Here is a 22,783-nt window from a genome sequence, read left to right on the forward strand (position 1 = left end):
CTCGGAACGGGACCCGGCGAAAATAGTGAGACGTCCCATCAACAGATAAGAGGGTCCCCTCCCGGCCGGGCACCGGCGCCCACCCCCTGCCCTACGACGCGCGCCCCGCCGCCTCTCCCGGATATGGTGCGGCGGTGGATACCGGTGCTCTCATCGACCGAAGCAGTTCCATCGCGGAGCGGCTCACGACGACCCAGGCCGCGCCGCCGCCCTGGCTGGTACTCGCCACCGCGGTGGCGGCCCTGATCCTCGTCGGCTACGGACCGCTGTGGCGACTCACCCGCAATGTGGTCACCATCGCGCACGAGGGCGGGCATGCCCTGGTGGCGCTGCTGAGCGGTCGCCGGCTCACTGCCATCACCCTGCACTCGGACACCTCGGGACTCACCGTCTCCAGCGGGAAACCCTACGGTCTCGGCATGATCCTCACCGCCCTCGCCGGTTACCCGGCCCCACCACTGGTCGGTCTCGGCTTCGCCGCCCTGCTCGGCGCCGGCCGGATCACGCTCATGCTCTGGATCGCGATCGCCGCACTCGTGGCGATGCTGCTGATGATCCGCAATGTCTACGGCGTGGCCTCGGTGGTGAGTACCGGCACGCTGGTCTTCGCCGTCTCCTGGTTCGGTTCCGATGCCCTGCAGGCCGGTTTCGCCTATCTCGCCACCTGGTTGCTGCTCCTCGCCGGTAGTCGTCCGGTTCTCGAACTGCAGCGCACCCGGTCGCGGCTCCGCGACGGCACCACCGACGCCGATCAGCTCGCCCGGCTCACCCGGATCCCCGGCCTGTTCTGGGTCGCGGTGTTCCTGACCGTCGCGATCGGCGCACTGGTGGCCGGCGCGGGGCTGCTGCTGTCGGCGACCGCCGGCATCTGCCTGCCGGTGCCCAACGGCGGGGACTGCCCGGCGGGCTGAGGATCCGCGTCGTCGCCCGGTCAGCCGGCGCTCTCGGCCGCGGCGAGTTCCTTCTTCCACACCCGGAAGCCCTCCTCGGTGCGGCCCCGGCGCCAGTATCCGGAAATCGAGGCGAATTCCGCCGATACACCGCGTTCCCGGCGGATATAGGGCCGCAGATTGTGCATCACCGCCTGGGCTTCGCCGTGAATGAAAACCTGCGCCTGCCCCGGTAGCCACGGCGCCGCGCGGACGGCGGCCACGAGTGGGGCGTTGTCCCCGGCGCGCTCGTCCCCGACCTCGTGCGCGGCACCACCGCGATGCACCCAGGTGACGTCCACCAGCGCCTTGGAAGCGAGCGGAATCTCGTCGGCCGCATCGGCCACCTCGACGAAAACCAACGCCGGTGCGCCCTCGGGCAGCGCCTCCACCGCGGCGGAGATGGCGGGCAGCGCGGCCTCGTCTCCGGCGAGCAGATGCCAGTCGGCATCCGCGCGCGGCGCATACGCTCCCCCGGGCCCGAAGAACGTCACCTGCTCGCCGGGGCGGACCGTGGCGGCCCACGGACCGGCGATTCCCTCCTCACCGTGCACCACGAAGTCGATGGCGATCTCCCGCGCCGCCGTATCCACCGAACGGACTGTATAGGTGCGCGCGACCTCGCCGTCGGGGCGGTCGAACAGCAGTTTCACATAGGCATCGGTGAACTCGTTCGCATCGAAATCGTCGAATCCGGGGTCACCCAGATGGACCCGGACGATATGTGGGCTCAGCCACTCGCTGCGGGCGACGGTCATGGTCGTACGCTTCCTGGCCATCCGGCCTCCTTACCGATCAGCTACTAATTAGGTTTACCTAACCGAACCTACCAGCGGCGCGGAGCCGTTGTGTAGCGTCCGTCTCCCCGCCGCCGAAATATGAGGCAAGGAACCGCTTTTGAGTTAACCTCACACAAACTTCCGGACAAAGGCACCAACCATGACCGCGGCTACCGTCATTCGTCCACTGGCGCCCAGCGAACAGATCTTCGCATTCAGTGAGGTCTTCGTCGGATACTGCACGCGGGTGTCCGGGCGATTGGACCTCGGCGCCCTGGCGGCGGCATTCGAAACCCTGGTCACGGCCCATCCCATCCTCGGCGCGCAGCTCGCCCCCACCGAACCGGCCGCCCATACGCTGGTCACCGCCGGTGCCCCCGAGACCGTGCTGACGGTCGCCGACGGCGACCCGGAATTCCTGCTCACCGGGGCGGAGCCGGATCAGCGGCGCGCCCTCGGCACCGTACACGTCGTGCGCTCCGGAACCATGTCGAGTGTCACGCTGCTCGTCCACCACAGTATCGCCGATGCCACCCACGCGCTGGATCTGCTCGACAAGTTGTGGTCCTGCTACACCGCCGCCGCGGCCGGGCGCACCCCGTACCTCCCGGCGGTCCGGCAGCCCCGTCCGGTCGAGGATCTGCTCACAGCGCGAGGAGTCGTGCGCCGCCCGGTCCCGGGCAGAACGGAACCACCCCGCAGCGTTCCGCCACTTCCCCCCGGGGATGCGTTGAGTGCCGGCGACGCCACATACCCGCCGCTGGTCACCACGCGCTGCCGGCTGACACGGGAGCAGACAGGGGCGCTGGTGGCCTACGGGCACCGCGGCGGCGTGACGGTGCACAGTCTGGTGGCCGCGGCGCTGCTGCTCACCGAATCCGAAGCCCGGGGGCTACCCGTCGGCGATCTGCTCTGTTCGTATTCGGTGGATCTGCGCCGCCGGGTGAGACCGCCCATCGGGCCGACCGAGGGCACGAACGTACTCGGGTTCGCCGGGTACCGGCCCGGCCCCGGTACGGAAGCAACACTTCCGGCCCTCGCCCACGGGGTCTTCCATGCTCTGCGAGCCGGACTGACGTCCGGGTACATCCAGCAGACGCCGCTGCAACTGCCGGACACGCTGGCCGCACCGCCGGCCAATCCGTTCGACACGGTGATGACCACCAACTGGGGCCGGCTGCCCCGGATGCGTATTCCCCGCCTGCGCATCGGCGATTTCCGTACCACCATGATCGCCAAACCCGATCCGACCGGCCGCCGGCCACCCCAGGCCGGCGGCGGTACCAGCATCATCACCACCTACGACGACCGGTTGAGCATCGAGATCCACCATCCACCGGAATTCACCCCGGTGCAGATTCCCCGGATAGAACGCCTGGATTCACTGCTGACCCGGCTCTGAACCGGATCCGAAGCGGCGCCGCCCGCCGGTCAGACGCCCTGCACCGAGGCCAGCTCCAGCACCGTGATGTCCGAGGGCGCCGCCACCCGCACCGGCGGCCCCCAGGCGCCCGCGCCTCGCGTTACATAGAGGGCGGTACCACCGTAGAGTTCCAGACCCGCGACGGTCGGATTGGCCAGGCGGGCCAGCAGGTTACCCGGCCAGATCTGACCGCCGTGCGTATGACCGGACAACTGCAGGTCCACCCCATAGGCCACCGACGCGTTCACCGCTATGGGCTGATGAGCGAGCAGGACGCACGTCCGGGTGGTGTCACGGCCGTCCAGCGCGGCCGCGAAATCCGGTCCGCGCCCCACCTCGACCCCCAGGAAGTCGTCGACCCCGGCGAGATCGAAATCGGGCAGCGCCACCCGTTCGTTGAGCAGGACCCGCATCCCGAGTTCACCGACACGAGCCATCCAGGCGTCGGCATCGGAGAAGTATTCGTGGTTCCCCGGTACGAAGAAAACACCGAGAGGGGCACGGAAACCGGCCAGGGGCTCGGTTTCCGCCCGTAGATCCTCGACAGTGCCGTCGGCGAGATCACCGACCAACGCGATGAGATCCGGGCGGGTGTCGTTGACGGTGCGCACCACCTGTTCACAGAACCCGCGCCCCAGCGCCGGACCCAGGTGCAGATCACTGACCAGCGCGATCCGCAGGCCGTGGGCCTGAGCGGGCAGTTTCGCGAGAGGTACGGTCACCCGGCGCACCGCCGGGCCGTCGAGCACGTTGTAGGTGCCGGTGGCCACCACAGCGCCCGCCGCGACCACGGTCGCACCGGCGGCCAGCCGGGAGATCAGCAGACGCCGGGACAGGGGTCGCCTGCCGGGCCCGGCAGGAGATCCGGCAGGGGCGGGCGCGCCGAGGGCGCCCGGGCCCGGGGGTGTCGCGCGCGGACCGTCGCCGCTCTCTTCGTCACCACTCGCCCCGTCGGTGACCACCGCGGCGACCGACGCCGGCGTATCCGGCTGTTCCGGAGCGGGCGCGGCGGTTCCCGCGTCCCGCCGCACCAGCGCCCGCAACAGAAGGGGCCGCACGAGTTCACCGGCCAGAACGCCGATCAGCAGGTAGAAGGCCAGTGCCGCCCAGAGGAATCCCGGCCACGCCAGCCAGCGCCATGAATCCCAGGTGATGTCACCGAGCATGGTGCCGAACGCACCGCCCAGAAGGACGGCGCCGACCGCCAGCACTCCGGCGCCGACGGGCCGCCAGACCGAACCGTCTCGCGTGGTGTCACGAACCAGCCGTCGCCACAGGTACCAGTGCAGCCCGGCGAACACCACCGCCACGGCCAGTCCTGTGAGTACGGAAACTACTACCACGGAGGATGCCTCTCCCTGACCGATTGCGTATGCGGCTGCTGAATCTACCCGCCGCCGCGCCGCCTACCGTGGGCCCCGCACCACTTCCGGCGTACTACGGTGTCCCGGCAGAACTCGCGCCGGCCCCGGCAACCCACGGAAAACGCACGTGGATAGGGCATTCGGGCGGTGTGGCATCGTTTCGGAATCCCCGCGCGCGGCGGCCACCACACCGGAACCGGGCGACGGACTCAGACCGAGCCGGTGACCCCCAGGCCGCCCATCCCCGAGGGTGGGAGATCTTCGTTGTGCCCACCGGCCAGCAACCATTTCACGATCTTCCCGGTTTCCCCCCGCGGCAGGGCCGGCAGGAAAGTGACGTCGCGGGGTACCGAGAACCGGCTCAGCCGGTGCCTGATATAGGTGCGTACCATGTCCGAATCCAGGCCCGAGCCTTCGCGCTTCACCACGAAGGCGGCCAGCCGCTGGCCGAACTCGGGATCCGGAACCCCCACCACGGCGACCTCGCTCACCTGCGGCAGATGCGCCAGCGCTTCTTCCACGGGGCGGGGGAAAACGTTCTCACCACCGGAGATGATCATCTCGTCGTCGCGGCCGGCGATGAACAGCCGGCCGTTGACATCGAAGTAGCCGACATCGCCGGTATCGAGCATGCCGTGCGCCTCGTCCGGAGGCGCGGCATTCACATAACCGTCGAACAGCATATGGTTGCTCACGAAGATATGACCGGTCGCACCCACGGGTACCGGCTTGTGATCGGGCCCGAGGACCGCGACCCGGGTCCCCAGCGGTGGACGACCCGCCGTGGTCGGCGCGAAGCGCAGATCGGCGGGGGTGGCGATGGTCGCCCAGGAGACCTCGGTGGACCCGTAGACGTTGTAGAGGATATCGCCGTAGGCATCCATGAACCGCAGCACGGTGGCCCCGGCCAGCGGTGCCCCACAACTGATCACATGGCGCAGGCTGGAGGTGTCGTAGCGGGCGCGGACGGCGGGTGGGAGGTCGAGGATGCGATTGACCATGGTGGGCACCACGATCATGGTGGCGACCCGGTGTTCGGCGACCGCGCGCAAACAGTCCTCGGCATCGAATCGTTCCGGCAGTATCACCGTGGAGCGCAACGCCGTACTCAGTTGCAGCCCCGCCAGCCCCCAGGTGTGGAAGAGCGGCGCGGGAATGAGCATCGCCGTCTCCATCTCCAGCGGAATCCGTGACAGCAGCGCCGCGATGGTGCCGAACCCCCTGGGATGCGGACGGCGCGCGCCCTTCGGGATCCCGCTGGTGCCCGAGGTGAGAACGATCAGCCGGCCCGGGTTGACGGGAGGACGGAAGTCGTTCTCCCCCATCCCGATCAGGTCTTCGAGGGTGTACCGCCGCGGAAAGGGGGGCCGCAGATCGGTAGTGAACCGGGGCAGATCCTCGTGCAGATACTGCACCAGCTCTTCGAGGTCACCGTCGACGAACAGGGCCGAGAGCCGGTGCCGCTGCACGATCTGCTCGATGGTGCGCGCCGCCAGACCGGCGTTGAGCAGGGCCACGTCGACACCGAGTTTCCCCGCGGCGACCATGGTTTCGACCATTCCCGCGTGATTGCGGCAGAGCAGGCCGATGGCGTCGCCGGACCCGAATCCCATTGCCGCCATGGCGCCCGCCAGCGCGGTGCTGCGCTCGTCCATCTCGGCGAAGGTGCGGTAGCCGCGATCGTCGACGACGGCCACCCGTTCCGGCGCGTAGGCGGCACCGGCGGCGTATCCGCCGGCCAGGTTGAAACCCCATCGGTGGAGGGACAGCAGCTGTTTCACGGCCACGTTCGCCCGGGTGCGCACCACCCCGCTGGCCGTGACCCGGCGCATCACCTCGAGCTGACGACGCACCAGATTCGTCTCTCCGTTGACCACCACCGACGTGCGAGCGCCGCGCACGATATCCGCGATGCGGCGCAGACCCTTACCTGCCCAGTCCTGCACGGCGGAATTCGACAGCCCGGCGATATGGGGGTGCACCCGGCCGGGGGTGAAGAAGGTCACCGATACCGTGCTCCGATCCCCTTCCCCGCGTAACCGCAGCGTGGCGAAACTGCCGATTTCCGGCGCATGTAGTTCCACACTCTCGTACCAGCGGCCGGAGACCACACGGACCCGCAGCACCCGGATCCCGGCCTTCGGGGTGCCGATCCGGAATTCGAAGACCGGCTGCTCACCGGGGAGATCCAGGCGCGAGCAGGCCCCGATACCGGTGAAGACGCGGGGATAGGTCTGCGGATCCAGCAGCAGATCCCAGACGGCGCCGCGCGCCGCGGGAAGCTCCGTGACCACATCGATGACGTCGGTAACCAACTCGTGCGCTCTCGTCGGCCCGCAACGGACAACTGGGTCGGCGGGGAGTAACCCATCTGTAACGTCGCTCACAATAGCCCGGCGGTCCCGTTATTACCAGCGAGTAGATCTCGCGCCGGTACGGTCTGTGACAGCTCACGAAACCGGCGGGCCCCCGGCCCGCACCGCACCGCGGCGAGCCGGCCCCCACCGCCCCGCCGCAGCGTCCCAATCCCGTTCTCCCTCAGGTGTGAGAGTTCCCAGCGGCAGCTCACTCCCCCCGTAGTGCCGGTGTGCGCCAACTACATTCGGCCGCGTATCACTCATCGCACCGGAGGACGACGATGCACCAGACCCGCCGGCGGGTAGCCGTCACCCATATCGACGAAATCCTCAACTATTTCGGTAAATGTCGCTCCTGCGGGTATCCGGCGCGCGCCGAATCGCAGCGGCAGACCTTCGACAACGGCGAGATCGAGACGCTGGTGATCGCCCGCTGCGCCCTACCCTGCGGCTGGTCCGATCAGGTGCCGCCCACCACGATGACCGGTCCGGCCGCCGCCCGCGGCTGAGCCGCCCCGGCCCGATCCGGACGCCGCCGCCACGACACGACCGGTGGTGCGGCACGATGAGGACATGGAACTGTGCATCTTCACCGAACCGCAGCAGGGCGCGGACTACACGACGCTCCTGCGGGTGGCCCGGGCCGCCGAGGACCTCGGTTTCGAGGGTTTCTTCCGTTCCGATCACTATCTGCGCATGGGTTCGGTGGACGGTCTGCCCGGCCCCACCGACGCGTGGATCACCCTGGCCGGACTGGCCCGGGAAACCAGCCGTATCCGGCTCGGCACCCTCGTCACCGCGGCCACGTTCCGCCTGCCCGGGCCGCTGGCCGTCCAGGTGGCACAGGTCGACCGGATGTCGGGCGGCCGGGTGGAGCTCGGCCTGGGCACCGGCTGGTTCGCCGACGAGCACACCGCCTACGGAATTCCCTTCCCCGAGAACAAATTCGACCGCTTCGAAGAGCAGCTGGCGGTGATCACCGGATTATGGGACACCCCTGTCGGGGAAACCTTCGATTTCACCGGTAAGTACTACGAACTGGTGAAATCACCGGCACTACCGAAACCGGTCCAGCGACCCGTACCCGTCATCGTCGGCGGCCAGGGCCCGAAGCGCACGCCGCGGATCGCGGCACAGTACGCGACCGAATTCAATATCCCGTTCGTCTCCGTAGCCGAAAGTGCCGCCCAGTTCGACCGGGTACGAGCGGCGGTGGCCGCGCGCGGCCGGGCCGCCGACAGCATGAGCTACTCCAACGCACTCGTCACCTGTGTGGGCACCGACGAGGCCCAGATCGCCCGCCGCGCCGCCGCGATCGGCCGTGAGGTGGACGAACTGCGCGCCAACGGGCTGGCGGGCTCCCCCGCGGAAGTGGCCGATAAGATCGGGCGGTACCAGGAGATCGGTACCCAGCGGATCTACCTGCAGATCCTCGATCTCACCGATCTGGATCACCTCGCGCTCATCGCGGAGCAGGTCGCCACCCAGCTCTGAGTCCGGCGGCGGACGGGCGCCCACGGCGGCCCGTCCGCCCCGGCCTCATTCGTAAGCGCGAGCCACTCCGTCGAGCAGACGCTCCAGGGTCTCGTAGGCGGGCACGTCCACCACATCCACCACATCCGGCGAGACCGCCACCCCGTGTTCGGTGACCACCTCGTGGAAACGCGCCGCATCACCGGTCCGGAAACCGTGCTCCGCCGCCAGCGCCTGGAGGTGGGGATCGTTGTGCAGCAGTGCGCCGATCTCCTCGCCCTCGGGGGTGAGCGGTACCAGGGTATGCCGGGAGACCACCGTCGGTGAGGGATACAGCAGCACCATATCCGGCCGGAGCCGGCCGGATACCGCGGCCGCGACATACTGCGCCTCGTAGATCCACGTCATGGGTGTCGCCCCCATACCGGCGGTGAGGTATTCCTCGAAGGGGCCCGCGCTGGATCCCTCGGTGTATCCCTGTGCGAGGAACAGCTGCTGCAGGGTGGGCAGCACATGCTGTTCGGCCGCCGCCCCGCGGACCACCGCCTCGTCGTTGACCACATAGCTGGACACCGCCACATACATCGCCGCCGAATTGGAGGTGCGGACGTCGGTGGTACTCACCAGGATGTTCTTACCCACCCGGTAGGCGGTGTTGCCGTCCAGTTCGTCCCATCGCGCCCCGCGCCGGACCAGATCGATATAGGCGGCGAAGTCGAGCGCGGGCACCGGGCCGTCATATTTCACCGCGCCCGCCGCGTCCAGAATCTGCACGATCGGGGTGAAGGTCGCGATCACCATCGGCGAATAGAACGGGGTGAACTGGGTGCGCACTCCGACCTCCCGTTTCAGCCGCTCCGCCGCCGGCAGGCTGGACGGGAAGGCGAACGCCTGGCCGTCGAGGTCGAGGGAGGTCGAGATCTCCCGGGACCCCGCCGCTTTCACCCGCACCTCGAAACCGTGCTCGGCGAAAACGCCGGCAACCCGCTCGTCGGCGAAGAACGGCAGTTTCTCCGAGCCCACCACACCGCTCACTCGCGTCGGAGAACCGCTCGCGACAGGTGCGGGGGTCGCGGGGCGCGCATCGGGCCGGGTCGCCGCCCATGCGGTCGCGCCCACCGCCACCGCACCGGCGCCGGCCAGGACGAACAGGCCGCGCCGTCCCGTGGTCAGCGTTCGCAGCCGGTCCACCACCGCCGGTTCGGTCCCCTCGGCCGCCGGGGTGTCGTGCCGCACAGCGGCCTGCTCCGCCACCGAAGCCGCGACCACCGCGGCGGTTTCGGATTCCTCCGGTGTGTCCAGTTCCCGGCGCACCGCACGCTCCACGAGGATGGGCACGAAATCCCGTACCCGGCTTCCGGTGAACCGGTCGAGTGCCGAGCGCACGGCGACGCCCACCTCGTCGGCCGAACGGTTCTCCGCGTACGCGGACGCCAGCCGTTGCTCCAGATCGCGTATCGCCTTCTGCTCGCGAGCGGCCTTGTCCTCGGGGGCCCTTTTCCTCGGGACGGTATCGAGTGCCACGTGTATCTCCTAGGCGCCGGGCGTGATGGTCGAACGACCCGACGGGGCCGATCCACAGCCGACAACCCTACCGCCACAGAGCATTCGGATACTCCCAGCAATGAGCGTTGCCGCCGTTTCTCCGACCAGAGTTCACCCGGTATTTCCCGGGCGCTGGCCAGCGGTTTCCTCGAGAACCGCCATGGCCGCGTTGTGCCCGCCGATACCGCTGACTCCGCCGCCGCGGACCGCGCCCGCGCCGCACCGGAAGATGTTGCGGTGTGCGGTGTCCACACCCCAGCGCTGTGCCGGGGTCTCGGCCGGCCCGCTCCGATACGGAAACGACAGATCTCCGTGAAAGATATGCCCACCCGGGAGGCGCAGGGAACGTTCCAGATCGAGAGGTGTGGCGGCTTCGAGACACGGCCGACCGTATGCGTCACGGGCGAGGCAATCCCGGATGGATTCGTCCAGTACCGTGTCGAGCCCGTCGAGGGTGGCGGCGACCAGTGCCTCTTTCGCCGCTTCCGGATCGGTGCCGAAAAGTCTGGCCGGAGTGTGCAACCCGAACAGGGTGAGAGTATGTACCGCCGGTGCCTCGGGTCCGGCGATGCTCGGATCGGTCAGGGTGTGGCAGTAGAGTTCGGCGGGCGGAACAGTGGGCAACCGTCCCGCCGCGGCCTCCCGGTACGCCCGGTCGAGCTGGGTGTAGGACTCACCGATATGGAAGGTTCCGGCGAACGCGTCCTGCGCCGGTACGGCGTGGTCACGCAGGCGCGGGAGCCGGGACAGCACCATATTGATCTTCAACTGCGCGCCTTCGGGTTCGGAGCCCACCGGTTCGCCCACCAGCCGGGACAGTTCCGCCGGGGCGGCATTGACCAGCACGTGGCGTGCGGCGACCGTGCCCGGTCCCGCCGTGCCGTGGAACCGGACCTCCGCGGAGGTACCGTCGGTGGCCACCGCGGTCACCTCCGCGCCCGTCACCAGTTCCGCCCCGGCGGCTCGGCCGGCCGCCACCAGCGCATCGGTCAACGCTCCCATACCCCCCTCCGGCACATCCCAATCGCCGGTGCCGCCGCCGATCACGTGGTAGAGGAAACAGCGATTCTGCGCCAGGGACGGGTCGTGCGCGTGGGTGAAGGTGCCGATCAGCGCATCGGTGAACACCACACCGCGGACGAGGTCGTCGGCGAAACAGCGTTCCACCAGCTCCCCCAGCGGTCGCTCGAACAGGTCCGCCCAGGCTCGGCCGCCCACGAGTTGCCGCAGCCGGTCGCGAGTGGGCAGCGGTTCGGTGAGCGTCGGGAAGACGGCGCGCGCCACCTGCGCGGTCATGGCGTAGAACCGTTGCCAGGCGGCGAACTCGCGATCGGAGCCGGTGACCCGTGCGAAACTCTCCCGGGTCGCCGCCGGCGATCCGTTGTCCACCAGAAGACCGGTCGTACCGGCCGGTGTATAGGACGAGATCCGCCGCTTCCTGGTGCGGAACCGCAGCCGTAGATCGCGCACGATCCGCTCCGGCAGCAGGCTGACCAGGTACGAATACCTCGACAACCGGATATCCACTCCGTCGAACACACGGGCGGATACGGCCGCGCCACCGGCCGCGGCCGCACGTTCCAGGACCAGGACCGACTGTCCGGCCCCGGCCAGATACGCGGCGGCCACCAGCCCGTTGTGCCCGCCGCCCACGATCACCACGTCGTACCGGGAACGTATCGCCATGGGTCTGTCGATACCACACGGATACGGCGATAGTGCCGAGGCTATCCGAGCAGGCCGCCCAGCAGACCGCCGCTCTGTCCCGCCTCCTGGCCGCCGCCGGTGCCCCCGAGGAACCCGCCGGGCGGCAGTTCCGACGGCTGCACGATGACGAAACCGCGCCCGGAGAACGACAGGGTGATGCCCTCACCGGTACTGCGCCCGATCAGCCGGCCCAGCCCGAAGGAGTCGTTGCGTTTCACACTCGTCTGCAGGCTGGAAGACCACGCGATCGCCGCCTGGGGATCGGCATAGGTCGGCTGATCGACGTTCAGCACCACCGGACCCCCGTGGCTGGTGATCGCGATCCGGCCACGACCGCTGAACACACAGTTGAACAGGCCGGCGTTACTGGCGAACCCCGCGGCCCCCTGCACCATCCGGATGTCGTAACCGAGGGTCGGATCGAATGCGAGCACATTCGATCCGTTGATGGTGAGACCGTCCGTACCGTCGAGATCGATGATGTGCACATCGGCCGCGCCGTTGGCCACGAACAGATCCCCCCGGCCGGACACCTTCATCAGCGGTACACCCTCACCGGTGAGCCGCTGCTGGATCGCCCGTCCGATCCCGCCGGAGCCAAGCGCCTGGAAATGCAGATCCCCCTGGTAGGCCACCATAGAACCGGAGCGGACCAGCGTTTCGCCGTTCACCCCGACCTTGATCATCTTGCTGCCCTGCTTCTGGATACCCATACCGGACACTTCGGCATGACGCGGGTCGAACAGCTCGCTGTGCATCGGCTGAGCTCCTTGCTGAGAGGAATGCGGGGGGATGTGCTGGGGGAAAGGAGCGGCAGCCGGTGGCGCCGCGTAGCCCGGACCGGCCGGGTACGGCTGCTGCGGCGGGTGGCCCGGACTCCCGGGGTACGGCTGCTGCGGTGGATACCCCGGAGGCGATTGCGGGCCGGGCGGATAGGCGGGCGGAGCCGGATATCCCGGTGCGGCGGCCGGGGCCGGGCCCGGCGGGGACTGCGAACCCGCCACCGGGTTGGCCACCATGGTCGGATCCGTGCGGGAGGCCGGCGGAGCGGCGGCAGGCGTGGACGGCGGTACGGGCTCGTCGTCCACGTTCACCCCGAAATCGGTGGCGATACCGGCCAGCCCGTTGTCGTATCCCTGCCCGACCGCGCGGACCTTCCACGCACCCGCGCGACGATAGATCTCCACACACACCAGGGCGGTCTCGGTGGTCAGCGCGGGAACGGGGAAGGTGAGGGCACCCTGCGGGCCGGTAACGGTCACGGTCAGCGAACCCACCGAACCGAAGGTGGGCGGGCCGCTACCGTCCAGACTGGCGGTGACCACCACCTTTTCGATATCGGGCGGCAGTGCCGGGGTCTGGACATCGACCACATCACCCGCGCCCCGGCCGTGCCGGTAGGTGACGCCGGGGCCGACCGGCTGGTTGAAGAAGACGAAATCGCCGTCGGAGCGAACCTTGCCGTTGCCGGCCAGCAGCAGCGCCGAAACGTCCACGGGCGCCGAACAGGTGACGGTCACGGTCAGCCGGTCACCCGGCGCGGGCCGGTTCTCTCCCGGAGCGAGCGCGGTCACCTCGTATCACCTCGACTCGGCGCGTACCGGTGGTATTCCCCGGTCCGGCGCGATCCCCGGACACCGGCCGGGTACGCGTATGACTTCTGATCCACACCGACGAGTCTGACCGATACCGTCCGCGCCGCGCCACCGAGGCACCCCGATTCCGCCCGGAACAGGAAAAACACGGATCCGGGCGCGAATCTGAGAATTTTCACAGCACACCCACAGCCAACAGCCAGCCCGCGGCGGCACTCTGGAAGGAGACGAACGGAACTCGGCATCCGGGAGGAACCCATGGTGGAGATCGAGATCACCGGCACTACCGTCACTGTTCACGTCCGCGGCGCGCACCGGGTGATGTCGCTGTGCGACCGTATCACGTTCGATCTGGCGAATATCGTGGCGGTCGAACCGGCCGAGATCGATCTACGGCCGCCGTGGGTACGTGCCCCCGGTGTCTTCTTCCCCGGGGCGATCGCCGCCGGAACGTTCCGTGGTAAGGGCCGGAAAGAATTCTGGGACACCCTGTTCGGTGGCAGGGCAGTCCGTATCGATCTCCGCGGAACCGATTACACCCGGGTCGTCGTGGATGTCGACGATATCGACAGCACGCTGCACTCCCTGCGCCACGCCGCCGCGGCCTAGCGGCGGCCGTCCCGGTTCGCCGATCGGTCTCGAATCTCCCCGCGGGACCGATCGGCGCACCGAGGACATACCCACCGTTTTCCACGGAGCCGCCACGGCGTTCCCCTCCGGTACGGGCGCCGTATGCCCGATGGACCACGCCATCCGCGCGCCGCGGCGGGAACGACGCCTATTCGCCCGCGGAATCGGGTTCCGGCTTCGGCTGCCGGGTGACGATCCGCAGCACCGGCTCCACTACACGCGCCACGATCGGGCCCACCGAAGCCATCAGCAGCACATAGGTGGTGGCCAGCGCCGCGAACTCGTCCGGCACCGCCCCGGCCGCCACGGCCAGCCCGGCGATGACAATGGAGAACTCGCCGCGGGCCACCAGCGCGGCACCGGCCCGCGCACGGCCCAGCCGCGACGCGCCGGCATGCGCGGCGGCCCACCACCCCGTGGCGATCTTCGTGGCGGTGGTGATCACCGCCAGCAGCACCGCCCATCCCAGTACCGGCGGGATACTGCGCGGATCGGTGGTGAGGCCGAACAGGACGAAGAACATCGCCGCGAACAGGTCCCGCAGTGGTTCCAGGATCTTCGTCGCGTTGTGGGCGGTGGTATCGGAGATGGCGATACCCAGCAAGAACGCGCCGACCGCCGCCGATACCTGGAGTGCGGAGGCCACCCCGGCCACCAGTAGCGCGGACCCGAGCAGCTTCAGCAGGAAGATCTCGCGGTCCTCGCTGGCCACGAGCGCGGAGACGTATTTGCCGTACCGGAAGGCGACCACCAAGACGACGGTGACCGCCAGCAGCGCGATCCCCAGCGACTGCAACCCGGCCATGAAACCCAGGCCGGCCAGGACCGCGGTCAGTACCGGCAGATACGCCGCCATGGCCAGGTCCTCGAACACCAGGATCGACAGGATCACCGGTGTCTCGCGGTTACCGAGCCGGCCCAGATCGTTGAGGATCTTGGCGATGATCCCGGACGAGGAGATGTAGGTGACACCCGCCATCGCCAGCGCACCCGTGGGTCCCAGACCGAGCAGCAACGCCACGACCACGCCGGGTGTCGTGTTCAACACGAGATCCAGCAGACCCGCCATCCAGGATCTGCGCATACCGGTGAACAACTCCGCCGCACTGTATTCCAGACCGAGCAGGAGCAGCAGCAGCACTACGCCGATCTCACTGGCGAGATGAATGAACTCGTCGGCCTCGTGCAGTCCGAGGAAACCTCCTTCCCCGAACACCAACCCACCCACCAGGTACAACGGTATGGGGGACATACCTATCCGGGCCGCGATGCGTCCGAGCACACCCAGCCCGAAGAACACCGCCCCCAGCTGGATCATTGCCAGCGTGGTCGCATTCATCGCCGAAGAATCAGCCGTCTTTCAAGATATGCGCGGCGCTGTCCAGACCATCGGTGGTTCCCACCACGATCAGCACATCACCGCCGGTGAACACAAAATCCGGGCCGGGCGCGGGCATGGCCTGCCCCGCACGCATAACGGCCACGATGGAGGCCTTGGTCCGGGTACGCATCCGCGTCTCGCCCAAGGTCCGCCCGTCATAGGGCGAATTCTCGTTGACGGGCAGTTGCCTGGTGTTCACGCCATCCATATCCCGGTGGTCGTTGCGCAACTGGCCGACCAGCTGTGGCGCACCGAGCAGGTTGGCGAGCGTGCCCGCCTCCGCCTCGGTCATCGGGATCTGGGTGGTGGCGTCGGGATCGCCGATCTTGGTGAAGATCAGATCGATCGTCCCGTCCTTGTGGTCGACGACCCCTATCCGCCGGCGTACGGCGGTGAGCGGAAAATCCTTGCGTACGCCTATACCCGGCAGGGGCGTCACTTCGACGTTCACGATGTCACCTCAACTCGACTACGAGTGCGGCCCGATGGCCGCACCCACCCTAGCGGCTACCCCGCAGCGGCCGTTCTCGAACCTGTCCGGGGCGGGACGCGGGTCAGTCCGCACGACGCGCCCGCTCGGCGGCGATCACCACATGGCGCATGAGCAGTGCCGTGGTCACCGGACCCACCCCGCCCGGCACCGGGCTGAGGCCGGCGGCGATGCCCCGTACCGAGTCCGGGTCCACATCGCCGACGATCTTGCCGTCGGCGGATTCGTTCGTACCCACATCGATCACCACCGCACCGGGGCGCACATGTGTCCCGGTCACCAATCCGATCCGGCCGGCGGCGGCGACCACGATATCGGCGGCCGCGGTGACCGCGGGCAGATCCCGCGTCCGGGAGTGGCAGACGGTGACGGTCGCGTTCTCCGCGAGCAGCAGATGCGCCAGCGGTTTGCCCACCACGTTCGACCGGCCCACGATCGCCACGTGCCGCCCCTCGAGGGCGATCTCGTGATGTTTCAGCAACTCCACCACCGCTTCGGCGGTGGCCGGGGCGAAACCGGCCGATCCGGCCGTGAGCAGACCCAGGGAGAGCGGGCTCACCCCGTCGACATCCTTGGTGGCGGCGATCGCCGGGGACACCTCCTCCAGCGTCACCCCCGAAGGCAGGGGGGTCTGCAGCATGATCGCGTCGGTTTCCGGGTCCGCGCTGCGCACCGACAGCTCGGTCCGCAGCGTATCGAGCGAGGCGTCGGCCCCGAGATCCACTGTGTCGCATTCGATTCCGCGGTTGGCCGCCGATTTCCGCAGCGAACTGACATACCAGGCGCTGGCCGGGTCGTCGTTGGCGACGACCAGCGCCAGCCGCGGAGCGCGGCCGGTCTGCTCGGTGAGCGCCGTCGCCCGCGCGGTCGTATCCGCGTTCAGGGCGGCGGCGAGGTCTTTCCCGGTCAGCGATGCGGTATCCACGAACGTTCACCCTAACGGGCGCGCCCCACCGCTTCCCATCCGCAGTCGCACACCGCCGGAGCGGCGGCGGGAAGCTTCCACTCCGCCACACCGGAAGGCGCCGGGACATGCCCGGGATCCGGTAGTGGCAAATCCCGGGTTCCGGGTGTGTCGCGCTCTAGGGTGATGAGCCACGTACCGTAAGCGCCGGCCCATCCCGTCCGTCTACGAGAACCAACTCCGCCCGTGGAAAGGTGTCGACGTAGTGCACAGTCGCAGAGGTTCGCAATATCTGGTGGCGCTCACCGCCGCCGTGAGTATCGCCCTCGCCGGATTCAGCGGCGCCCCCGCTCGGGCCACCCCCGAAACAGACGCCCTCTACAACGCCGCGCAACGCCATTTCACCGACGGCGACGCGGCGGCCGGTCGCGCCGCGCTGAACGATCTCATCGGCCGCGACCCCACCGATGCCGAGGCATTGTCGTTGCAGGTCATCTGGTCACACTATGCCGGCGATATCCCGGCCCTGCACCATGCGATGGGCCGCCTGCGCGATATCGACGCGGGTATGGCCGCGGGCACCGACCGGGTACTGCACGCGGTGGCCGCGGGTATCGCCACCCTGCCCAATCCGCTGCCCGCCCTGGTCGGGCCGCAGACCGGCATCGTGGTCTTCGGTTTCGGCCTGTTGCCCGATGGCTCACCCCGGCCCGAACTGGTCCAGCGACTACAGGCCGCCTGGGTCCAGGCCCTGGCCTCGCCGTTCTCCCCGATCGTGGTGAGCGGGAACAACCCGAGCAACGGCATCACCGAGGCCGAGGCCATGCGGCACTGGCTCATCGGCCACGGAATCCCGGCCGAACGGATCCATGTGGAGAACCGAGCCGGATCGACCGTGCAGAACGCACTGTTCAGCGCGGATATCCTCCGCCGGATAGGGGCGGATACCGTTGTCGCGGTGACCTCGCCCAACCATATCCGGCGGGCGGTCGCGGACCTGTACGTGGCCGGTATCCCGGTGGTGGGCGCCACCACCTCGCTGAACCAGCTGGTATCGCAGCTCCCGCCACCGAGCAAACAGGCGCAGTACAGCATCTATCTCGATGCCACCCGCACCTTCCGCCTCAGCACCAGCCGCTGAACGGCCGGGCACCGCGTTCCCCGGCGCGGTGCCCGGACCCGGCTGCGGTCCTACCGAGGCGACGGCCGCGCGGATGCGGGCGGCGACCGTCTCGGGCGGGATATCGGCGACGAAGGCACCCGGCCGGTGGGGCCACCTGCCCTATCGGATGCGGCAGGATGAGTTCGTGGAGCAATCGGCGGTATCGGTGGATGTCGTGGCATTGCGGTTCTGGAGCGATGAGGCCGCGGCCACCTTCGGAATCGCGGCCCGCTCCCATGAGCCGTTCACCGGCCGGCTCGCGCTACCGGGTGTCCTCCTGGGTCGCGGGGAACGCCTCGCGGACGCGGCCCGCCGGGCGGTCCATACCGAGCTCGGAGTCCCGTCCGCCGCGGTGGGACCGGCCGGTCAGCTGGTCACCTTCGACGAACCCAGCCGTGACCCGCACGGCCCCACCCTGTCGATCGCCATGTGGGCGGTCACCGAACCCCATGAGGGGCCTGCGGAATGGGCCTCCTTCGATTCCCCGCCGCCGCTGGCCTTCGATCACAACAGCATCGTGACCGCCGCGCGCACGCTGCTGTCGGGCCTGCTGTGGAAAGACCTGACGCTCACCCGGGCGCTGCTCGGCCCGCGGTTTCCGGCCACCCGAGCCATCGATCTCACCGCCTCCCTCCTGGGGGCCCGGCCGGACCCGGCGAATCTGAACCGCACCCTGGCCGGGATACCGGGGCTGACGAAGACCGGCGAACGGCGGCGCACCAGGGCCACCGGCCGCCCCGCGGCGGTGTGGGCCTTCACCGGACAGTAGGGCGGAGCAGCCGGCGTAGGCACCCCGCCGGACAGCGGATATTCCGGTGCGCGCGAACGCCGCGATCGACACACTGGGCCCATGACCGCATTCGATACGGCCGCCGTCACCCGGCGCCTCCGGGCGGCGGGTTGCGTTTTCGCCGAGGACGAAGCCCGGCTGCTGGTGAGCGCGGCCCGGTCCGCGGACGAGCTCGCGGGACTGGCGACGCGACGGGTCGCCGGGACCCCGCTCGAGCATCTACTCGGATGGACGGAATTCCACGGCCTCCGGGTCGGCGTCCGGGCGGGGGTGTTCGTTCCCCGGCAGCGGTCGGTCCTGCTGGTGGACGAGGCCGTGGCGCTGGCCCGCACACACTCGGTCCATACCGTGGTGGATCTGTGCTGTGGATCGGGCGCGCTGGGGCTGGCCCTGCTCACCGAGCTCGGCGACTACCGGCCGCATCCGCCGCGACTCGTCGCCGCGGATATCGATCCGGTCGCGGTGGCCTGCGCGCGTGACAACCTCGCGGCCCTCGGCGGACAGGTCCACCAGGGTGATCTGTTCGAGGCACTCCCGGACACCCTCCACGGGCGGATCGATCTCCTGCTCGCCAACACCCCCTACGTGCCCTCCGAACAAATTCCACGGCTGCCGCCGGAGGCACGCGAGCACGAACCGGTGGCGGCGCTCGACGGTGGCCCGGATGGCCTCGAGCTGGCCCGGCGCACCGCCGCGGCCGCGGCCCACTGGCTGGCGCCGGGCGGATCGCTGCTGATCGAGATCGGAGTGACCCAGATTCCGGCGGCCACCACGCTGCTCACCGAAAGCGGTTTGCACGCACATATCGTGCGTTCGGCCGAACTCGGCGCGACCGTGGCGGTGGGCCGCCGGGACGCTACTTCCGACCGGTGAACTCGTCCATGGAGTGGTACACCCCGACCGTGTTCAGGAACAGGTCCCGGAGCCGGATCGGCAGCAACCCGGACAGCGCCTTGTTGAAACGAGAGGTCCAGGGCAGGATCACCACCGGCGTGCCCTTCTTCATCTGCTTCCACGAGGTGTTCACGACCCGGTGCTGATCGAGGATCGGGGTGAACCAGAAACCCTTGGCGCCCTCGAACATTCCGGTATTGATGTAGGTCGGGCAGACGGTGGTGACCCGGACGTGGTGGTGACCGGCCTGCTGTAGTTCGATACGCACCGAATCCGACCAGCCCAGCGCCGCCCATTTCGACGCGGCGTAGACACTCATCCGCGGATTGTGCACCAGCCCCGCCGAAGAGGCGATGGTGAGTACCCGGGCCTGCCCCGTACCGGCGACCATGGCCGGTAGGAACTCCAGGGTCACATACATCGGACCGAGCGCATTGATCGCCATGGTCTTGTCGATATCGGTGCGGTCCTTCGTCTCCCAGAAGTAGGCGTTCCCGCGGACGATCCCGGCATTGTTGACCAGGACATCGATATCGCCGACGTCCGCCCGCACCGATTCCGCGGCCGCCGCGATCGCGGCCCGGTCCGAGATGTCGACGGTACAGGTGTGCACGGCACCGCCCGCGGCGGTGAGCTCGGCCGCGGTCGCGGCCAGCGCGGTCTCGTTGATATCCCACAGCACCACGGCGGCAGCGCCCTCGCGGACCGCCCGTTCGGCGAACAGTTTGCCCAGACCCATGGCGGCGCCGGTGATCAGGACTTTCTTACCGGCCACCGTATCCAGTTTCATCGGTGTGAATCCTTGTCGTGAGAGTGGTGTCAGGGCCTACTTCTGGCGCAGGGTCCGCATAATCCGGAAGTAGAGTGTCATGGTTTTGGCCCACATCGCCTCCGACATACCCGGTAGCGGGGCGATGGGCAGTATCCGCTGGACCGCGATGGTCTGGGTATCGACGTATTTCAGCAGGCCTTCGGGGCCGTGCCGGCGGCCGGTACCGGAAATTCCCAGCCCACCCGACGGTGCGTCGGCGCTCCCCCACGCCGCGATGAACCCCTCGTTCACGTTCACCGAACCGGCGTTGATGCGGGCGGCGAACGCACGGCCGCGGGCCGCGCTGCGGGTCCAGACGCTGGCGTTGAGCCCGTACGGAGTGTCGTTGGCCTGCTCCACCGCCTCGTCGTCGCTACTCACCTTGTAGACCGAGACGACCGGTCCGAAGGTCTCCTCCCGGTGGACCGTCATCTCCGGGGTGACATCGGTGAGCACGGTGGGCTCGTAGAAGTACGGGCCGAGATCCGGGCGATGGACGCCACCGGCGAGCACGGTCGCACCCTTGGCCACCGCGTCCTCCACATGCGCGCGAACGGTTTCGAGTTGCCGCGGGAAGGTCAGCGATCCCATATCCGTGGTGTAGTCGAGGGGCGACCCCAGTTTCAGGGCGCGCACCGCCGCGACGAATTCGCCGATGAACCGGTCGTAGACCTGCTCGTGGACGTAGATACGTTCCATCGACTCGCACAGCTGGCCGGCCGAGGCGAAACTGGCCCGCACCGCGGTCCGGGCGGCCGCTACCGGATCGGCATCCGACAGCACCAGCAGCGGATTCTTACCGCCCAGTTCGAGGGAGCAGCCGATGAGCCGCTCCCCTGCCTGGCGGCCGATGGTGCGGCCGGTAGCGCTGGAGCCGGTGTAGTCCACGTAATCGGCCCGGTCGATGACCTCACCGCCGATCACCGACCCACGGCCGAGCACGATCTGCCAGAGTCCTTCCGGCAGGCCCGCGCGTACGGCGGCGTCCACGGCCCACAGTGCGGTGAGGGCGGTCTGGTTGTCGGGACGGCCGACCACGGCGTTCCCGGCGATCAACGCCGGCAGCGCGTCGGATACGGCCAGGGCGAGCGGATAGTTCCACGGGGAGATGACCGCCACGACCCCCTTCGGCCGATGCCGCACCTGCACATCGGTGAGCAGTGGCAGCACGCCACGCGGCTTGCGGCGCGCGAGCAGTGCGCCGGCGGTGGCGGCGTAGTACCGGGAATTGACGGCCACATCGGCGACTTCGTCGAAAGCGTGCGCCCGGGACTTACCGGTCTCGGTCTGGACGATATCGAGGATCGTCTCCTGTTCGGCCAGCACCAGATCGTGGAAGCGGCGCAGGATCGCGGCCCGCGCGCGTACCGGTACCCGCGCCCATTCCCGCTGCGCCGCGCGGGCCCGGTCGAAGGCGGCGTCGATATCATCCACCGCGGACTGGGGCAGTTCGGTGATCGTCTCCCCGGTGGCGGGCGCGGTGATCGTCACCGGGGGAGCTCCGCCGGCCGCGGCCCGGGCGAGTAGCGGTTTCACCAGTTCCGGGGTCAGCGCGCCGGTGGCGGCGGGCCGCTGGGCGGTCGTCATCGTCGGGATTCTCCTGGGCGATCTCGCGCGGCGGGCGGAAAACCGCAGCGGGCGGATTAATTGAACAGTGGTGTTAGAGTAATGCTCGTGCCGCATGCCGTGTCAAGGGCTCCGTTTCGCGCAACAGCGCGCCACCGCCGCGGTCTGTGGGATTTCACAGGCCGGCCGGGAGCCGGATCGTGAACGAGAAGCCGGCGGATCCCGGGGCGGCCACGGTCCCCGACGAGCACATACCCCCGAACACCTCACGCGGAATCCGCCGGGGCCGCCCACCACAGACCCGGGAGCAGGCCGAACAGGTGCGCGCCCGCATCGTAGGGGCCACCGCGGAGGTCTTCACCCGCGGCGGTTCGCGCACTCTCAGCGTCGCGCAGATCATCGAGCAGGCGGGACTGTCCCGTCCGACCTTCTACCGCTATTTCGCCAATGCGACCGAACCGCTCAACGCGGTACTGGATGTATCCAACGCCGAACTGGTCGCAGGTATCGGCGCGGCACTCGAATCGTCCGGTGAGGGTGTGGACCTGGGTATCCGGCTCATCGACGCCTACCTGGACTGGGCACGTGGGCACGGAGCCATGTTGCGCCCCCTGTTCGCCGAACTCCACGACCCCGGGTCGCCGGTATCGGGCTACCGCAATACCGCGCTGGAGGCGATCCGCTCCATCGTACGAACCAAGTTCGCCGAGCTGGGCCGGCCGGTTCCGGCGCCGCTGGACCTCGACGCGGCACTGCACGTCTGTGAGTACGTGGTGTACCGGATAGCGGCCGCCGCCGAACCGGGCGGCGAACCCGATCCCGGCACGGTGGCGGCGGCCCGCCTCACCATGATCCGGGTCGTACTGGCCACCCTCGGCAACACCGACGACGTGCACTACGCCATGGCGCTGCCGGGTATCTTCCCGGCGGCCCCCGCCGAACCACCGCCCGGATAGCCGTGGGTCCGGCACCGGGTGCCCGGA

20 protein-coding genes are annotated in these 22,783 nt (G+C 68.9%); 9 read left to right on the forward strand and 11 right to left on the reverse strand.

Annotated elements, in window-relative coordinates; all coding sequences use genetic code 11:
• The first annotated feature begins 134 nt into the window (after positions 1–134).
• Entirely contained in the window at positions 135–911 is a 777-nt protein-coding gene (locus ACYR7D_RS22600; protein ID WP_459546529.1) for a M50 family metallopeptidase, read from the forward strand.
• Positions 912–931: 20 nt separating this feature from the next.
• Here the strand turns inward: ACYR7D_RS22600 and ACYR7D_RS22605 are convergent, their stop codons facing one another.
• Positions 932–1,708: a siderophore-interacting protein gene (locus ACYR7D_RS22605; protein ID WP_459546530.1), complete on the reverse strand. Its 777-nt coding sequence runs from the start codon at positions 1,706–1,708 to the stop codon at positions 932–934.
• A gap of 160 nt (positions 1,709–1,868) precedes the next feature.
• On the opposite strand from ACYR7D_RS22605, the gene ACYR7D_RS22610 reads away from it, so the two are divergent.
• On the forward strand, positions 1,869–3,110 hold the full coding sequence (locus ACYR7D_RS22610) for a phthiocerol/phthiodiolone dimycocerosyl transferase family protein (protein ID WP_459546531.1): 1,242 nt from the start codon (positions 1,869–1,871) through the stop codon (positions 3,108–3,110).
• 29 nt (positions 3,111–3,139) lie between these two features.
• Here the strand turns inward: ACYR7D_RS22610 and ACYR7D_RS22615 are convergent, their stop codons facing one another.
• Both ACYR7D_RS22615 and ACYR7D_RS22620 read right to left on the reverse strand, forming a co-directional pair.
• Positions 3,140–4,474, reverse strand: coding sequence for a metallophosphoesterase (locus ACYR7D_RS22615; protein WP_459546532.1), 1,335 nt, complete (start codon positions 4,472–4,474; stop codon positions 3,140–3,142).
• Positions 4,475–4,704: 230 nt separating this feature from the next.
• Positions 4,705–6,810, reverse strand: coding sequence for an AMP-binding protein (locus ACYR7D_RS22620; protein WP_459546533.1), 2,106 nt, complete (start codon positions 6,808–6,810; stop codon positions 4,705–4,707).
• A 323-nt stretch (positions 6,811–7,133) separates the two neighbouring features.
• Here ACYR7D_RS22620 and ACYR7D_RS22625 point away from each other — a divergent pair, with 323 nt between their 5' ends.
• Together ACYR7D_RS22625 and ACYR7D_RS22630 are read left to right on the forward strand one after the other, a co-directional pair.
• Positions 7,134–7,361: a hypothetical protein gene (locus ACYR7D_RS22625; RefSeq protein ID WP_459546534.1), complete on the forward strand. Its 228-nt coding sequence runs from the start codon at positions 7,134–7,136 to the stop codon at positions 7,359–7,361.
• Between the two features lie 64 nt (positions 7,362–7,425).
• Positions 7,426–8,346, forward strand: a complete 921-nt coding sequence (locus tag ACYR7D_RS22630) for an LLM class F420-dependent oxidoreductase (RefSeq protein ID WP_459546535.1) — start codon at positions 7,426–7,428, stop codon at positions 8,344–8,346.
• Positions 8,347–8,391: 45 nt separating this feature from the next.
• Here ACYR7D_RS22630 and ACYR7D_RS22635 read toward each other — a convergent pair whose 3' ends face one another.
• The 3 genes from ACYR7D_RS22635 to ACYR7D_RS22645 form a co-directional block, all read right to left on the reverse strand.
• Complete coding sequence (locus ACYR7D_RS22635; RefSeq protein ID WP_459546536.1) at positions 8,392–9,849, reverse strand: three-helix bundle dimerization domain-containing protein; 1,458 nt, start codon at positions 9,847–9,849, stop codon at positions 8,392–8,394.
• Positions 9,850–9,981: 132 nt separating this feature from the next.
• Positions 9,982–11,556, reverse strand: coding sequence for a phytoene desaturase family protein (locus tag ACYR7D_RS22640; RefSeq protein ID WP_459546537.1), 1,575 nt, complete (start codon positions 11,554–11,556; stop codon positions 9,982–9,984).
• Positions 11,557–11,597: 41 nt separating this feature from the next.
• Positions 11,598–13,151, reverse strand: a complete 1,554-nt coding sequence (locus ACYR7D_RS22645) for an AIM24 family protein (RefSeq protein ID WP_459546538.1) — start codon at positions 13,149–13,151, stop codon at positions 11,598–11,600.
• Positions 13,152–13,430: 279 nt separating this feature from the next.
• Between ACYR7D_RS22645 and ACYR7D_RS22650 the strand changes: the two genes are divergently transcribed.
• The gene (locus ACYR7D_RS22650; protein WP_459546539.1) at positions 13,431–13,781 is read left to right on the forward strand and encodes a hypothetical protein; all 351 of its coding nucleotides are present in this window, start codon (positions 13,431–13,433) and stop codon (positions 13,779–13,781) included.
• 169 nt (positions 13,782–13,950) lie between these two features.
• Here ACYR7D_RS22650 and ACYR7D_RS22655 read toward each other — a convergent pair whose 3' ends face one another.
• The 3 genes from ACYR7D_RS22655 to ACYR7D_RS22665 form a co-directional block, all read right to left on the reverse strand.
• A complete protein-coding gene (locus ACYR7D_RS22655) occupies positions 13,951–15,141 on the reverse strand; it encodes a cation:proton antiporter (RefSeq protein WP_459546540.1) in 1,191 nt (396 codons plus the stop codon).
• Between the two features lie 10 nt (positions 15,142–15,151).
• The gene (locus tag ACYR7D_RS22660) at positions 15,152–15,634 is read right to left on the reverse strand and encodes a cation:proton antiporter regulatory subunit (RefSeq protein WP_459546541.1); all 483 of its coding nucleotides are present in this window, start codon (positions 15,632–15,634) and stop codon (positions 15,152–15,154) included.
• Positions 15,635–15,737: 103 nt separating this feature from the next.
• Positions 15,738–16,598 (reverse strand): bifunctional 5,10-methylenetetrahydrofolate dehydrogenase/5,10-methenyltetrahydrofolate cyclohydrolase, encoded by an 861-nt coding sequence (locus tag ACYR7D_RS22665; RefSeq protein ID WP_459546542.1) that lies wholly within the window; start codon positions 16,596–16,598, stop codon positions 15,738–15,740.
• Between the two features lie 244 nt (positions 16,599–16,842).
• On the opposite strand from ACYR7D_RS22665, the gene ACYR7D_RS22670 reads away from it, so the two are divergent.
• The 3 genes from ACYR7D_RS22670 (at position 16,843) to ACYR7D_RS22680 (ending at position 19,402) form a co-directional block, all read left to right on the forward strand.
• A complete protein-coding gene (locus ACYR7D_RS22670; protein ID WP_459546543.1) occupies positions 16,843–17,718 on the forward strand; it encodes a YdcF family protein in 876 nt (291 codons plus the stop codon).
• A 166-nt stretch (positions 17,719–17,884) separates the two neighbouring features.
• Entirely contained in the window at positions 17,885–18,508 is a 624-nt protein-coding gene (locus ACYR7D_RS22675) for an NUDIX domain-containing protein (RefSeq protein WP_459546544.1), read from the forward strand.
• 81 nt (positions 18,509–18,589) lie between these two features.
• On the forward strand, positions 18,590–19,402 hold the full coding sequence (locus tag ACYR7D_RS22680; protein WP_459546545.1) for a putative protein N(5)-glutamine methyltransferase: 813 nt from the start codon (positions 18,590–18,592) through the stop codon (positions 19,400–19,402).
• Here ACYR7D_RS22680 and ACYR7D_RS22685 read toward each other — a convergent pair.
• Positions 19,386–20,213, reverse strand: a complete 828-nt coding sequence (locus ACYR7D_RS22685; RefSeq protein ID WP_459546546.1) for an SDR family NAD(P)-dependent oxidoreductase — start codon at positions 20,211–20,213, stop codon at positions 19,386–19,388. The genes ACYR7D_RS22680 and ACYR7D_RS22685 overlap by 17 nt on opposite strands.
• Positions 20,214–20,249: 36 nt before the next feature.
• On the reverse strand, positions 20,250–21,821 hold the full coding sequence (locus tag ACYR7D_RS22690) for a succinic semialdehyde dehydrogenase (RefSeq protein WP_459546547.1): 1,572 nt from the start codon (positions 21,819–21,821) through the stop codon (positions 20,250–20,252).
• 179 nt (positions 21,822–22,000) lie between these two features.
• Here ACYR7D_RS22690 and ACYR7D_RS22695 point away from each other — a divergent pair, with 179 nt between their 5' ends.
• Positions 22,001–22,756, forward strand: a complete 756-nt coding sequence (locus ACYR7D_RS22695; RefSeq protein WP_459546548.1) for a TetR/AcrR family transcriptional regulator — start codon at positions 22,001–22,003, stop codon at positions 22,754–22,756.
• Positions 22,757–22,783: the final 27 nt, after the last annotated feature.

This window comes from Nocardia sp. X0981 (genome assembly GCF_977089955.1).